Annotated in this window: 12 protein-coding genes; 1 reads left to right on the forward strand and 11 read right to left on the reverse strand. The window is 67.8% G+C overall.

From position 1 onward, the window contains the following. Position 1: 1 nt before the first annotated feature. From pstC to ACOYJQ_RS11765, 3 genes are all read right to left on the reverse strand, one after another. Positions 2-994, reverse strand: a complete 993-nt coding sequence (pstC, locus tag ACOYJQ_RS11755) for a phosphate ABC transporter permease subunit PstC (RefSeq protein WP_433458639.1) — start codon at positions 992-994, stop codon at positions 2-4. A gap of 189 nt (positions 995-1183) precedes the next feature. Then, entirely contained in the window at positions 1184-2203 is a 1020-nt protein-coding gene (gene pstS, locus ACOYJQ_RS11760) for a phosphate ABC transporter substrate-binding protein PstS (RefSeq protein WP_433458640.1), read from the reverse strand. A 206-nt stretch (positions 2204-2409) separates the two neighbouring features. Next, positions 2410-3672 carry an ATP-binding protein gene (locus tag ACOYJQ_RS11765; RefSeq protein WP_433458642.1) on the reverse strand — a complete coding sequence of 421 codons (1263 nt, stop codon included), beginning with the start codon at positions 3670-3672 and terminating at the stop codon, positions 2410-2412. A 108-nt stretch (positions 3673-3780) separates the two neighbouring features. Between ACOYJQ_RS11765 and ppk2 the strand changes: the two genes are divergently transcribed. Then, the gene (ppk2, locus tag ACOYJQ_RS11770) at positions 3781-4713 is read left to right on the forward strand and encodes a polyphosphate kinase 2 (RefSeq protein WP_433458643.1); all 933 of its coding nucleotides are present in this window, start codon (positions 3781-3783) and stop codon (positions 4711-4713) included. 89 nt (positions 4714-4802) lie between these two features. Here the strand turns inward: ppk2 and ACOYJQ_RS11775 are convergent, their stop codons facing one another. The 8 genes from ACOYJQ_RS11775 to ACOYJQ_RS11810 all read right to left on the reverse strand — a co-directional run bounded on the left by ACOYJQ_RS11775 (position 4803) and on the right by ACOYJQ_RS11810 (position 14915). Then, positions 4803-6512, reverse strand: a complete 1710-nt coding sequence (locus tag ACOYJQ_RS11775) for an adenylate/guanylate cyclase domain-containing protein (RefSeq protein WP_433458645.1) — start codon at positions 6510-6512, stop codon at positions 4803-4805. A gap of 117 nt (positions 6513-6629) precedes the next feature. Beyond that, a complete protein-coding gene (locus tag ACOYJQ_RS11780; RefSeq protein WP_433458851.1) occupies positions 6630-7598 on the reverse strand; it encodes a VOC family protein in 969 nt (322 codons plus the stop codon). 97 nt (positions 7599-7695) lie between these two features. Further along, on the reverse strand, positions 7696-9546 hold the full coding sequence (locus ACOYJQ_RS11785; protein ID WP_433458646.1) for a CopD family protein: 1851 nt from the start codon (positions 9544-9546) through the stop codon (positions 7696-7698). Between the two features lie 41 nt (positions 9547-9587). Further along, the gene (gene copC / locus ACOYJQ_RS11790) at positions 9588-9953 is read right to left on the reverse strand and encodes a copper homeostasis periplasmic binding protein CopC (RefSeq protein ID WP_433458647.1); all 366 of its coding nucleotides are present in this window, start codon (positions 9951-9953) and stop codon (positions 9588-9590) included. 55 nt (positions 9954-10008) lie between these two features. Beyond that, complete coding sequence (locus ACOYJQ_RS11795; RefSeq protein ID WP_433458648.1) at positions 10009-10812, reverse strand: ABC transporter ATP-binding protein; 804 nt, start codon at positions 10810-10812, stop codon at positions 10009-10011. Next, positions 10806-11732, reverse strand: a complete 927-nt coding sequence (locus ACOYJQ_RS11800; RefSeq protein ID WP_433458852.1) for an ABC transporter permease — start codon at positions 11730-11732, stop codon at positions 10806-10808. The genes ACOYJQ_RS11795 and ACOYJQ_RS11800 overlap by 7 nt, the downstream gene beginning before the upstream one ends. 115 nt (positions 11733-11847) lie before the next feature. Next, a complete protein-coding gene (locus ACOYJQ_RS11805) occupies positions 11848-12900 on the reverse strand; it encodes an ABC transporter substrate-binding protein (RefSeq protein WP_433458649.1) in 1053 nt (350 codons plus the stop codon). A 653-nt stretch (positions 12901-13553) separates the two neighbouring features. Further along, complete coding sequence (locus tag ACOYJQ_RS11810; protein ID WP_433458651.1) at positions 13554-14915, reverse strand: dicarboxylate/amino acid:cation symporter; 1362 nt, start codon at positions 14913-14915, stop codon at positions 13554-13556. Positions 14916-15144: the final 229 nt, after the last annotated feature.

Consider the following 15144-nt stretch of genomic DNA (forward strand, 5'->3'; position numbering starts at 1 on the left):
ATCAGGCCCCCTGCTTGTTGAGGCGCGCCAGCATGAGGCGGGCGGCGGCCAGCACGATGAAGCTGATGATGAACAGGATGAGACCGAGCGCCACGAGCGACGAGCGATAAAGCCCTTCCGACGCCTCGGCATATTCGAGCGCGATGGTCGCGGAAATGGTCGTGCCGGGCTGAAGGATCGACGCCGAGATCTGCTTGGCGTTACCGATCACGAAGGTGACGGCCATCGTCTCGCCCAGCGCGCGCCCCAGCGCCAGCATGATGCCGCCGACGAGACCGGCGCGCGTGTGCGGGATGACCACGTTGCGCACGACTTCCCAGGTGGTGCAACCGAGGCCGTAGGCCGCTTCCTTCATCACGGCTGGCACCGTCTCGAACACGTCGCGCGACACCGAAGCGATGAACGGCAGCACCATGATCGCCAGGATCAGGCCCGCCGTCAGCGTGCCGAGACCGTAGGGAGGGCCGGCGAAAACCGCGTTCAGCAGCGGGACGGGGCCGAAGACCGCGATCAGGAACGGCTGCACCGTCTGCTGGAGGAAGGGCGCGAATACGAAGAAGCCCCAGATACCGTAGATGATCGACGGGATGCCGGCCAGCAGCTCGACCGCGATGCCGATCGGGCGGCGCAGCGTCATCGGGCAGAGCTCGGTGAGGAACACCGCGATGCCGAGCCCCACGGGAACCGCGATCAGCATCGCGATCAGCGAAGTCACCAGCGTGCCGTAAATGGTCGCCAGCGCGCCGAATTCCTCGGCGTTCGCATCCCATGCCTGCGATACGAAGAAGTCGAGGCCGAAATGGCTGAGAGCCGGCCAGGCGCCGTACATCAGCGAAGCCATGATCGCGAACAGGAGGACCAGCACCAGAAGTGCCGCCGTCCGCGTCAAATGGAAGAATATCGTGTCGCCCTGCCTGAACCTGTTCAGGACGCGCGATCTGTTCACCGCTGCGTCACCGCCGCGGGAGATGTCTTTTATTGCAACGTCGGCCATGACTTCTCTGCCTGTGTGCGTTGGAATTCTTCGTCTGCCCGCCGTCTTGTGGCAGCCCGGAAGGCGGCAGGCAAGCGAAAACTCCCCGCGCATTCGGCCGCCATCCGCGCGGGGACCGAAGCGCCGCAGCGGGGCCGGCCAAGGGGCGCCGAAACGGCGCCCCCGGCCTGTGTTCCGGAACGGAACCGCTTACTTGTTCTTGACTTCCGCCGTCCAGACGGCGCGGATCTGGTCCGTCAGGCTCGACGGCAGCGGGATATAGGCCAGCTCTTCGGCAAGCGAAGCGCCCTTGTTGTACGCCCAGTCGAAGAACTGGAGCGCGGCAGCGGACTGCGCCTTGTCCTTGGGCTCCTTGTGCACGAGCACGAAGGTGGCGGCGGTGATCGGCCAAGAGCCTTCACCGGCCTCGTCGGCCAGAATCACGCCGAAGCCCGGAACCGACTTCCAGTCGGCATTGGCGGCGGCGGCCTGGAACGAAGCCGTGGTCGGCTCCACAACCTTGCCGGCCTTGTTCTTCAGGCGGGTGTGCGACAGGTTGTTCTTCTTGGCGTAGATGTATTCGACGTAGCCGACCGAACCGGCGATCTTGGCGACGTTGTTGGCGACGCCGTCGTTGCCCGGCGCGCCGAGACCGACCGGCCACTGCACCGTGGTGCCGACACCGAGCTTGTCCTTCCAGTCGGCCGAAACCTTGGACAGATAGCTGGTGAAGTTGAAGGTCGTGCCCGAGGAATCGGCGCGGCGCACGACGGCGATCGGCGTGGCGGGCAGCTTGACGTCGGGGTTCAGCGCCTTGATGGCCGCGTCGTCCCACTGCTTGATCTCGCCGAGGAAGATCTTGGCCAGCGTGTCGCCGTCAAGGGCGAGCTCGCCGGGCTTGATGCCTTCGAGGTTGACGATCGGAACCACGCCGCCGATGACGGTGGGGAACTGCACGAGGCCGGACTCTTCGAGGTCCTTGCCGGACAGCGGAGCATCGGTCGCGCCGAAGACAACGGTGTTGCCCTTGATCGCCTTGATGCCGTTGCCGGAACCGCTCGACTGGTAGTTGATCTGGACGCCCGTCTCCTTGTTGAAGGCTTCCGCCCACTTCACGTAGACCGGGGCGGGAAAGCTGGCGCCCGCGCCGGTGATGGTCTGAGCGCCGGCAGGAGCGGCAAAAGCGGCGGCGGCGAGGCCGGCGGCCGCATAAACGTAGGAAAATTTCATGGAGCGTCTCCGGGAACAAATGCAAATGAATGAAACCGCCCGCCGTGCCAATACGGCCGGCGCAACGTTGTCGCCTGGACAAGCTCAACCCTAATGGGCGACATGACAGCTTCTATGACGTTTGAATGACGGCTCCATGACACTCGGCGCCGCAACGTCCGGCTTCAGCGCCTTCCGGCCTCGCGGGCGCCTTGCGCGGCGGCGGATCAGGCCGTCCCGCCCGGAGGCGCGATCCGCGGAAGCGACACCTTGAACGTCGCGCCCTCGCCGACCTTGCTGGCGATGTCCAGGCGGCCGCGATGGCGGTTGACGATGTGCTTGACGATGGCGAGGCCGAGCCCGGTGCCGCCTTTTTCCCGGCTGTCCGCGACGTCGGCGCGATAGAATCGTTCCGTCAGGCGCGGCAGATGTTCCGGCGCCACGCCGGGGCCGTAGTCCCGCACCTCGATCGCGACCTCCTCGCCCGCCGAGGCCCGCGCCGTCATGACGGACACATCCACGCGCCGTCCCTTCTGGCCGTATTTGATGGCGTTTTCGACGAGGTTCTCGACGACGCGCAGCAATTCGTCCCGCGCGCCGGTCACGAAGAGGGGAACAGGCGCCTGCTCCAGCGCCAGCGTGACGCCGCGCTCCTGCGCCAGCGGGGCCAGCGTCTCGATCATGTGGCGCACGAGCAGCCCCACCTCGACCGTGTCGTCGGGCAGCATGTGAAGGCTCATCTCGATGCGCGACAACGACAGCAGATCGTCGATGAGCCGCGACATGCGCCGCGCCTGATCGCGCATGATCACCAGAAAGCGCTCGCGCGCGTTGGCGTCGTTGCGCGCCGGCCCCTGGAGGGTCTCGATGAAACCGATCAGCGACGCGAGGGGCGTGCGCAGTTCATGGCTGGCGTTGGCCACGAAATCGACGCGCATGTGCTCCAGACGGCGCGCGGTGGTGAGATCGCGGATCATCAGCACCGCCCCCTCCGGCAGCGCGTCGGCGCGGCTGACGAGCGGGGCGATGTGCGCCTCCAGCGTGCGCTCCACCACGCCGTGCTCGCGAAACTCCGCCTGCACGGCCTCGCCCCCCCGCAACACGGTCTCGATGCCGTCGAGCACGGCGGGCGCCCGCACGATGAACGCCAGCGGCCGCGCCTCCACCAGCAGCGGAAACAGCGCCCGCGCGGCGGGATTGACGTTCAGCACCACCCCGCGCCTGTCGATCAGCACCACCGGATCGGGCAGCGCCGCCAGCAGCACGGCGGGCGAAACGAAACTGGCGGACGGCGGCTTCACGCCCCCGACCGGCACCTGCCTGCCCGGCATGCGCCTGTCCCTGAACAGAAGGAGCGCGGCAGGCACCGACAGTCCCGCCCCGATCGCCGTCGCCAGGCTGAAACCGCCGCCGACAATCTCGACCAGCGCCACGATGGCGCCGGCCAGCAATACCGAGCGCAGGGCTATTGCGCGTGAACTCAATGCCATACCGTTACCCGCACGATGCGCCGGCGGCCGCGCCCACTCGCGGCACGGCTGTTAACCCGGCTTACAAATCGTTATGATGCCATCGGATTCATGACAGGGAGACGGCAGATGACCCATCATCGCAAGCAAAATCGGGCGGCCGCGACTGAAACCGCCGCAAGCGCCGGTCCGGGCGGGGCGCTGTCCACGTTCGACATCGAAACGCCGGAGCTGCCGCGGACGATCGCCGACGCCGCCTTGCGTTCGGGCGGGTTTCCCTATGACGACAAGCTGTCGCGCAAGGTATACAAGCATGAATTGCGCAACCTTCAGATCGAACTGCTCAAGCTCGCGGCCTGGGTGCGCCAGTCGGGCGAGCGCCTCGTGGTCGTGTTCGAGGGGCGAGACGGCGCGGGCAAGGGCGGCGCCATCACGCGCTTCACCCAGCATCTCAACCCGCGCAGCGTGCGCATCGCGGCCCTTCCCCGGCCTTCCAGCGTCGAGGCGGGGCAATGGTACTTCCAGCGCTATGTCAGGGAATTGCCGACCGCCGGCGAGATCGTTCTCTTCGATCGCTCCTGGTACAACCGCGCCGGCGTCGAGGCGGTCATGGGCTTCTGCTCGCCCGAGCAGACGGAGCGCTTTCTGCGCGAGGCCCCGATTCTCGAAAAGCTGTGGACGGACGACGGCATCCGCCTGATCAAGATCTTGCTGACCATCGGGCCGGAAATGCAGATGGCCCGCCTGCACGCGCGCGAGCACGACCCGCTGAAACGCTGGAAGCTGTCGCCCATCGATTACGAGGCCATTCCGCGCTTCGACGCCTATTCGCGCGCCTTCGACCGCCTGATCGAGCATACCAGCACGCCGCATGCGCCCTGGACGATCATCCGCGGCAACGACAAGGCGCGCGCCCGCCTCGCCGTCATCCGCCATGTCCTGACCGTGACGCCCTATGCCGACAAGGACGACGCGGCCGTGGGCGCGGAAGACCGGGGCGTCGTCCTTTCGGCGCGGCGTTTTCTGTGCAAGGGAGGCGAGCCCACCGCCAACGGCGAGTGACGCCGCGGAAGTGACGCCGCAGACGAGAGGTATGGAGCGGCGACGCGATCCTGCGTGAAAGGTCCCGGACTGCGGGCGAAAGAGGCCGCTCAGGGTATCGCCGGAGGATCGACGAAAACCCGCAGCGGCTTCGAGCGGCCCCGAACGGCGATGGTGCGGGCGGCGAGCCCTTCGGTCTCGATGCCGGCCATGCGCATGACGGGTTCCGACACCACGATCGCGGCGTCGAGTTCCTTCGCGACGGCTTCCAGCCGGCTGGCGACGTTCACGGTATCGCCGATCGCGGTCAGGCTGCGCGCGGGACCGTAGCCCATCACGCCGACGATGGCGGGGCCGGCGTGGATGCCGACGGCGACGCGCAGCGGCGCGGAAAGCTCCATGCCCAGCTCGCGATGCAGCCGGCCGATATCCGCCACGATGCGGTGCGCCGCCTGCAACGCGGAGCGACAGCCGTCCCGCGCCGTGCCGCCGATCCCGAACAGCGCCATCGCTCCGTCGCCGATGAACTTGTCGACGCGCCCGCCGCTTTCCTCGACCGCCTGTCCGACGAGGGCGAAGTAACGGTTGAGGAGAAACACCGTGTCGTAGGGCAGCCGCTTTTCGGTCATGCCGGTGAAGTTGCGGATATCGCAGAACATCACCGCGATTTCCTGCTCCCTTCCGGGCGCGGTTTCCCTGATGTCCTTCAGGCGATCGTGTTTGCGGGGCGGCACGAGAACGGGCGTGACGCTGATATCGTGCGCGGGCCGCAACTGGCAGGCGAGACGCACGCCGGCGGACGCGCCCACGCGCTCCAGCGTCGCCATCTCCAGCGCGTCGGGCGGCGCGAGGGCCGCCGGGTCGCCGAACACCTCGACACGGCACGTCGAACAGCGCCCCTTGCCGCCGCACACCGCATATTGGGGAATGCCGGCAAGGCGGCTGGCCTCCAGCACGGTGAGGCCGCGCGGCACCCTGATGCGGCGGTTGCCCGGATAGCTGATCTCGACCGTCGCGCGCCGCTCCCGCAAACGCCGCAGGCCGCGCAGCGCGAACACGCCGCCGACGGCAAGACCGAACCCGCCGTAGAGCGAGACGCGGGCGAGCTGCAAGCCGGCGTCGACATGCGCCCGCGCGACCGGATCCGACGGCGGCGCGCTCGCCCCCGTCACGGCGAGCGCGCGGCCGGTTTCGGCGAAGCCGAGCAGCGCCAGCACCGGCAGAAGGGCCGCACCGACGAGCAGCCACGCGGATGCCTTCCGATACCAGTCGCGCGGGCGCATCCAGAAATGCAGGCCGATGCAGCCGTGGAACCACACCACCGCAAGCGCCACGCTCTGACGCACGCCCGAGACCGGCGACGTCACCCACAGCGAACGGATCACCGTTTCATACGTGCTTTCAAGCCCGTAGAACGAATAGCCGACGCGCGTCGCGACCACATGGTCGATCAGGAGCAGCGGCACCAGCAGGCCGAGCGCGATCTGCAAGATCTCCCCCGCCGGCATGCGCAGCGTGCGGCGGCGGTAAAGGGCGTGGAGAGCGAGGCCCACATGCAGGAGCAACGCGCCATAGAGAAGCATGCCGCCGGCGAAGGTTCCCCAGAACGCCGAAAACAGCTCCAGCCCCGCCTCCGCCACCGGAAGCGAAATCAGGTTCAGCGAATGGTTGACGAGATGCGTCGTCACGAAAACGAACATGACGATGCCTGTCGCGATCCGCAGATTGCGTTCGGCCAGCGCCTCGAACCGGGAAACGGACGCCACCTTCCGGGCAAGCCCGATGGAGAAACGAACGGCCGGCGCAAAAGCCCGATTCATGGTCAATGCATCTTGCTCCGAACCGGACGGGAGCCTGTGCGCTTTCCGCCCGCAAAGCGGATACCGCCTTGCGTGAAGACAACGCTTCAACTCAAGAAGACGGACAGCGGCGCCGGATCATGCCTCGCCGGCCAGCAGCCTGACGCGCGTGCCCCATGGGTCCGTCGTTTCTACACCATTCCCGACCGGCCTGACAGCCAGGCCCGCCGCCTTGAGGCGCGACGACTGCCCGTCGATCAGCGCCCCGTCGCGCACGTTCAGGGAAAACCAGTCGAGCCCGGTGCTGCGCGGATCGCGCATGCCGGCGCCGGCGCTGTTCCAGGTGTTGAGCGCCACATGATGATGATAGCCGCCCGACGAGAGGAAGGCGGCGTCGCGCCGGTCGCCCCGCGTGGACACGAGGCCGAGCGCCTGCTCGTAGAACCGCCGCCCGGCGGAAACCTCGCCCACGCGCAGATGGATATGGCCGATCCGCAGCCCGGCCGGCGCACCCGCGTAGGTGTCCCTCTCCGTGGTCGTCAGATCGAGAATGGCGTCGATGTCGAGCGGATGCGTGCCCATCGTGACGACGCCGTCATGCCATGCCCACTCACCCGCCGGGCGATCGGCGTAGATCTCGAGCCCGTTGCCTTCCGGGTCGTCCAGATAGACGGCCTCGCTGACGCTGTGATCGGCGAAGCCCGACAGCGGCAGCCGCGTGAAGGCGGCATGCACCAGCCATTGCGCCAGATACCTGCGTTCCGGCATCAGGAACGCTATATGGAACAGGCCCGCCTGCGTCGGCGGCTCGAACGCCGCATCCCCGGCATCGACAAGCGTCAGCAGGGGCACGCCGTCGACGCCGAGCACGGCACGGTCGCCCTCCTCCGCCAGCGGAGACAGGCCGATCGCATCGCGATAGAAGGCGGTCATCGCATCGCGCCGGCGCACACGCAACGCGGCCGCTCCGATGCTGACGGGCGTGCTGTTGGCGAAGCCCGGACCGGCGGAAACGACGCCGCCCTCCGCCCGCACGGCGCCCTGCATCGCCATCGTCAGCGAGGCCGCGCCCGCCAGCCTGAAAAGCGTTCTGCGCGTGGCGACCATGCTCATGAACCGCGCTCCATCTCCGTTGATATCGACCGGTTTCTAGCTCCGCGCCGTCGCCCCCGCATCTCACAACCGCGTGACGCCGTTCGCCCGGTCAATGGCCGTGGCCTTCGGCACGAACGGGCGTTTGCCGTGCGCGGCGCGCTTCCCGCATGCGATCCTCTTCCGGGGGCGGGGTGCGCCACAGACGCCGCAGCCAGCCCTGCGCGTCGATCAGCACGACGGCCTGCGCAAGCTCCCGCTCCTCCTGCCCGGTCAGGATCGCGAGCGCGGAAAGCCACCGCGACCGCTCCGCCTCGTCGCGGATGGTGCAGACGCGCCACGAAACGCCGTCCGCGACAATCGCCGCCGCTCCGCCGCCGGCCATGACCGTATTCGTCGCGGCCAGATAAAGCATGGCGTCGCCGGGGCGCGCGGGGTCCACCGTCCGGCCCTCTTCCAGGCAGGCGAACGACATGGCGGGAGCGCGCGTCGCCGCCGTCCAGCGCCCGTCCTGGTCGAGGCTGCGGGCGCTGCCGCGGGCGCGGACGACATCGACGAGCATCCAGATATCGCCCTCGGTGAGCCTGTCGCCGAAAGCCGGCATCGAGGGCGTTCCATCGGCGGCTCTCATGCCGTGCGCGATGCGCCAGAAGAGATCGCCGTCGAGATGGCGGCGGAACAGGGGCGCGGTGAGATCGGGCGGCCAGACGGGTCTGCCCGTCGCCAGCGGGCCGCGGCCACGCGCGTCGGCGGCATGGCAGCTCGCGCATTCGGTCGTGAACAACGCCGCGCCGCGTTGCAGGGAGGCGGGCGAGCGAGCGCGTTCCCATTGCTGGAAGGTCGTCGGAAACGCCTCGCGAAAATAGGGCTTGAGCGGAAACGACGGCACCCAGAACGCTGCCGCGACCGCCGCGCCGACCAGCGGCCAGCGCCCCGCGCGCCACAGCAGGCCCGCGACGAGCAGGGCAAGCCCGGCGAGAACCGGCGCCAGCGTGCGGACGATCCTGTCGCGCAGGAAGGCGTCGTCCCAAAGGCCCGGCACCGGCCGGAGGGAGAAGGGCCACACCGGCTGCTCGTGCGCCGCCGGCGGCAGGCTGGCGAGCGCGGCCGCCGCGCCGATCAGCGCCACGCCGACGAGCGCTTCGGCGAATACGCTGACCCTGATGGCGCGCAGGGCATCCTCCCGCCCGGCCAGCGCCCGCGGGGTGAACACGAAGCGGTTGACGGCCGCGAAGGCGAGCATGACGGCGAACAGAAACACCTTGCCCGCCGCGAAAAGGCCGTAGGGCGTGCCGATGAAACGGGGCACGTCGCCAAGCATCGGCCATTGCAGGACGGCCGTCGCCACGATGATCAGCACGCAGGCGAGACCGACCGGCGAAAAGCGACGGGCGGCCAGCGCACCCGCGCGCGCCGCGCCGCGCAACGTCAGCCAGAGCGGAAAGAGCGCGCCGAGCCAGACGCTCGCCGCCAGAACATGCGCGGCCGTCGCCAGCGGCACCAGCGCCCCGTCGCTGGCCGCGCCATGGCCGAGCAGCGGCTGGAGCAGGATCGCGGCAGCGAGGAGCAGGCAGGCGAGCCATGATCCCGACCGGCCGCCGGGCCATCGCAGCGCGATCGCGGCGAGAAGCAGCAGGGCGAGGCGAAGACTGAAAACCGCGCCGAAGCGCGTCTGCGTCAGCACGAGCATCAGGCGGTCGGGCGCCCCCCATCCGCCGCCGGCCATCGCCGCCGTCTGCGCCAGCAGCCACAGGAGCGCCCCGGCGATCGACACGACGAGGCTCGCCGTGGCCAGCGCACGAATGCGCCGCCGCACGTTTCGCAATGCGTCGTCATCCGCGCGCGCGAGAACTCCCGGCGGAGGGAGAACCGCCCGCATAAACACGAGCGCCCCCAGCGCCGCGACCAGCGCCGCCAGATGCAGCAGACGCGCCGCCGGCACGGCGAATTCGATCGGCGTCACCGGCTCGCGCCGCCCCGATCAGCCACGAAAGCCGCCTGCCGTCACGGGCTCACCGTGAAGGTGTAGGAGCCGTTCGTGCTGTGCGTGTCGACCGAGGTCGCGACCCACCGGACGCGATAGACGCCGGCCGCGAGCCTGGGCAGGCTGACGCGCAGGCTCTTGCGGTCGCCGTTCACGTTTTCCGGCTCGCCCGTCGCAACCGGCTCGCCCTTGTCGTTCGTCACCTTGATGCTGCTCAGCTTCAGCTCGATCTCCTGCGAGAAACTCAGGGTGACGGCCTCGGGCGGGGCGCTTTCCTGCGCCTGCTCCGCCGGAACGGCGCGGTCGAGATGGGCGTGAGACCACGCCGGCGATGCGAACATCAGCGACGCGATGACGCCGCCCGCCAGAATGCGATTGAATTCCATGATGCTGTCCTGTCATTCCCCGTCGGGGCGGACCGGCCGCGCCCGACGGCAACCTTTACCACGATGCGTCAAGGCCCAGTTGCGCCAGCGCCTCGCGGCGCAGTTCCGCCAGCTCGGGCGCGCCCCTGCGGCGCGGATAGGGAAGATCGTTGACGATCTCCTTCCTGATGCCGGCCGGGCGATCGCTCAGCACGATGATGCGCTGCGCGAGGAAGGCCGCCTCCTCCACGTCGTGGGTCACGAGCAACGTGGTGAAGCCGCGCGCATGCCAGAGGTCGAGAATTTCCGTCTGCATGGCGATGCGCGTGAGCGAATCGAGCTTGCCGAGCGGCTCGTCGAGGATCAGGATGCGCGGATCGTTGACGAGCGCGCGCGCCAGCGACGCCCGCTGGGCCATGCCCCCCGACAACTGCCGGGGATAGGCGTTCTCGAAGCCGGTGAGGCCGACGAGCCGGATCGCGTCATCGACGCTCGCGCGGCGCTCCTTCAGGATGTTGCGCGCCTCCAGCCCCAGCGACACGTTTCGCCACACCGTCCGCCACGGATAGAGGGTCGGGTCCTGAAACACCACGACCCGCGAAGGATCGGGCTCCAGAACCGGCTCGCCGTCGACGAGGATCGCGCCCTTCGTCGGGTGGTCGAGCCCGGCGACGAGGCGCAGCAACGTGGATTTGCCGCATCCGCTCGGCCCCAGAAAGGCGACGAACTCGCCCGGCCGAACCTCCAGATCGATGTCGGCGAGCACCGGCAGCGATTGCCCGTCGAGGTCGAACGCATGGCTCAACCCCTTGATCGCGATATGCGCGCCCGCGTCCGACGCCGGAACGCCGTTTTGCGCGGCTTGCGGCAGGGCTACCATTTCACCACTCCCTTCTGCCATGCGAGCAGGCGGTCGCGAACCGCGAACAGCAGGGTGATGAGGCCCGAGAAGACGATCGCCATCACGATCAGCGCGCCGTACATGTTGGAATAGGCCGCCCAGCCCTGCGCCCATTGCAGGTACCAGCCCAGCCCCGACTTCACGCCCATCATCTCCGCCACGACGAGCACCGAGAACGACGAGCTGAGCCCCATGAACAGGCCGACGAACACATGCGGCAGGGCCGCCGGCACGGCCACCTTGAGCACGAGGAAGCGCTCGTCGGCGCCAAGCGTGCGCGCCACATCGTAATAGGCCTTGTCGACGCTCGCCACGCCCGACCACGTCAGCACCGTCACCGGGAACCACGTCGCGAGCGCGATGAGAAACACCGCCGCCGAAAAACTCGTCGGAAAGAAGAAGAAAGCCATCGGCAGCAGCGCCGTCGACGGAATCGGCCCCAGGAAGCGCAGCACGGGATGCACCCAGTAGCCGAGCGATTGCGACCATCCGATCAGGGCGCCGGTCACGAAACCTGTTATCGCGCCGAGCGCGAAGCCGATGGCCAGCAGCCGCATCGAGTTGAAAAGGCTGTCCGACAGCCGCACCCAGTCATCGGCATAGACTTCCACCAGCGAGGAAGGCGGCGCGAAGAAAGGCACCGGCAGAACGCCGAACTTCGCCGTCAGCAGTTCCCACAGCACGAAGAAAACGCCGATCGCCACGAGCCACGGCGATGCCTTCAGCAGCCGCGCGCGCACGGCCGGAATGAAAGGCGCGGCAAGCGCCAGCGCCGCAAGCAGCGCCGTCCACACGACGAAGCCGATGCCCGTCTCCCGCGCGTAGAGCGGCTCCGCGAAGCCCGAGGGCCTGTCGGGAAGGCCGAGCGCGACCGCGGCCACGACGGCCCAGACCGACACGGCCACCGCCGTCCATATCGGGTTCGCGCCCACCTCGCCGCCGCGCGCCGCGCGGCTTGCCCCGTCCGCACGGGCGGGGGAAAAATCCCCCGCCAGCGCCGATGTCGGAATATGATCAGATGAGGACATCGGGCACAACTTTCCTCGCGAAGGCCGCGACGTCGGTGTTCTGGCGGATGACGTTGATGATCTTCAACTTTTCCGCGAACAGCGCGACATCCTTGCGCAGCGCCTCGCCCGTCGAGTGATGGTCGTGGGTGTGGCTGCGCAGGATGGCGGCCAGCGTGTCGGCCGGGATCTTGGCCGGCACGAACGGCGCGAAGATCTCGGCCGAGGCGTCGGGATTGGCGGCGGTCCACGCCTGCGCCTCGACGATGGCGCGGGTGACGGCGGCGGCGACGTCCGGCTGGTCGCGCAGCAGGCTGCCGCGAAGGCCGAGCACGCAGCAGGTCGATTCACGGTAGACGCCGTCGAGGTTCGTGGCGACTTCCTTCAGATTCTCGCGCTCGCGGATCAGATAGAGCTGCGGATCGTCACCGGCGATGGCCTGCACCTCGCCCTTCTTCAGCGCCTCGCCGAACAGATCCTGCGGATACTGGAGCCACTCGACTTCCTTGTCGGGGTCGATGCCCAGCTCCGCGAGGCGGATGGCGAAGAAGTTGCGGACGGGGCTCGCCTGATCGGTGACGGCCACCTTCTTCCCGCGCAGATCCTCGACCTTGCCGATGTCGGCGTCGGGGGCCGCCAGCAGGCGCATGCAGCCGCCATGGGTGCCCACCGTCAGCGCCACGTCGAAGCCCTGCTCCAGCGGCTTCAGCCAGCGCAGCGCCATGCCGATGCCGCCGTCGGCGTGGCCGGTGGCGATGGCTTGCAGCAACTGGTCGGTCGGGCCGCTGAAATGCACCGGCTCGACGGTCAGGTTGTACTGATCGAAGAAGCCGCGCTTGAGCGCCACCGAGATCGGCGACTGACAGACCGCCGTCTGGCCCCAGGCGAGCTTCACGACGGTCCGCTCCCTGAGCGGAGAAACCTGCGCGATGGCGGGCCGGGACAGAATGCCGAACGGGTCTGCCGCGCCCAGCGCGCCGAGGCCCAGTGCGCCGCCCGCGACCTGCAACAGCCGGCGGCGGGAGGGATTGGCGGTACTTTCAAACGTCGAACGGGTCATCGTAACACCTTTTAGGAATGGGATCGTCGCATCGGCGACCGCAAGGACGCATGCGCCGCACACCGCGCGGGACCGCGCCTTTCCGCCCCCGGAAATTCGTTCAAGGCTGTCATCGCCGCTGCCGCCTCGATTTTCACAGGCTCGATCCGTCCTTTGCGCGGCGCCCGAGACGAGCAACGGACGCATGGGGCACACCATACCCTCGGCAATCATGTTAGTCTATAAAAATACAATTAAACAGGACGTCGCAGGATCGCCGGCGGCAACCGCGCAACAACGCGCATCTTCGGGACGCATCTCGCCTGCCGCAGCGATGTAAAAGACGACAATTCCGGGAGTGTTTTCATTTCAGGGCGCGGCTTCGGCGGGGAAAGGCTTCGCGCCCGTTTCTCTCACGCAAGCTGCGCGCTCCCACGCGCCCGTGGCGGACCCGTCAAGCCCGGCGGGAGACGGAATCGGCAGGAAGGCGAAGGCCGCCGGCGGCGGCGTCAGGGCGGCCTGCGTTCAGGCCGATCCGTCGAATTGAAGGCAAGTTGCTGTAAAATATGGAATTGAGAGCGGGATGGCGCTTCAGCCTGATCGCATCCCGCTCTGACGGCTTGCGGCGCGGAAGGCGGGTGCCGCCGTCCGCGCCGCTCCCGAACGGCCGGGCGTCAATGCGCCGGCGAGCCTTCCGCCGGCCGGGCGGCGGGCGTCTCGTCCTGCGCGGCGGCAACGGGAATGAGCTTTCCGCCCAGCGCATCCGCGAGTTTTTCCGGGTCGAGTTCGCGCTCCCACTTCGCCACCACGATGCAGGCGACGGCGTTGCCGATGAGGTTGGTCAGCGCGCGGCATTCCGACATGAAGCGATCGACGCCCAGAATGAGCGCCATGCCCGCCACCGGCACCGAAGGCACGACGGACAGCGTGGCCGCCAGCGTGATGAAGCCGGCGCCGGTGATGCCGGCCGCGCCCTTGGAACTGAGCATCGCCACCAGCAGGAGCAGGATCTGTTCGCCCAGCGACAACGGAATATCCATCGCCTGGGCGATGAAGAGAGCCGCCAGCGTCATGTAGATGTTGGTGCCGTCGAGATTGAAGGAATAGCCGGTGGGAATGACGAGCCCCACCACGGAACGCGCGCAGCCGGCCCGTTCGAGCTTCTCCATCAGCGTCGGCAGCGCCGCCTCGGACGAGCTCGTGCCCAGCACCAGCAGCAGCTCCTCGCGGATGTAGCGGGCCAGAGCGACGATGGAGAACCCGTTGTAGCGGGCCACCGCGCCGAGCACGACCAGCACGAACAGCAGCGAGGTGAGATAGAAGGTGCCCACGAGCAACGCCAGGTTGGCGACGGACTCGATGCCGTACTTGCCGATGGTGAAGGCCATCGCGCCGAACGCGCCGACGGGGGCCGCCCTCATGAGGATCGCCACCAGCCGGAAGATGGGCAGCGTCAGCGCTTGCAGGAAGTGCAGCACGGGTTCGCCGCGCTTGCCGACCATGCCGAGCGCGATGCCGAACAGCACCGAGAAGAACAGAACCTGCAGGATGTCGCCCGACGCGAAGGCCCCGACGATCGTCGAGGGAATGATGCCGAGCAGGAAGCCGACGAGGCTCTGCTCATGCGCCTTTTCCGCATAGGTCGCGACCGCGCCCGCATCCAGCGAGGCGGGATCGATGTGCATGCCGCTGCCGGGCTGCACGACATTCGCGACCACGAGCCCGATGATGAGCGCCAGCGTCGAGAAGGTGAGAAAATACAGCATCGCCTTGCCGGCGACCCGCCCGACCTTCTGGAGATCGGACATGCCCGCGATGCCGGTCGAGACGGTGAGGAAGATCACCGGCGCGATGATCATCTTGACGAGCTTGATGAACGCATCGCCCAGCGGCTTCATCGACTCGCCGATGTCGGGCGAGAAGTGGCCCAGGGCGATACCCACGGCGATCGCCGCCAGAACCTGGACATACAGATGGCTGTAGAACGGGATTTTCGTCTTGTGCGCGGCAGGCGCGGCTACATGGACCGGACTCACAGCTTTCCTCCTATATTTTATGTTGTAGCGGGCGACAGCGGCGGAAGGCTTTTCTTCCGGGCGAGGCGGGAGGCTGTCCCCTCATTTCGGGCAAGCTTGAGCAAACCCCGTGCCAATTCGGAGGAAAAATGTATGATATTGAAATATATTGCGTATTTTCCATATTGAGATTATCGGCTTGCCATATGTGCGAAAAACCGCTCTGAATCGCCAACCCGGTGTCCGAAAT

It is taken from the genome of Pseudochelatococcus sp. (assembly GCF_050946405.1).
GTDB lineage: Bacteria > Pseudomonadota > Alphaproteobacteria > Rhizobiales > Beijerinckiaceae > Pseudochelatococcus.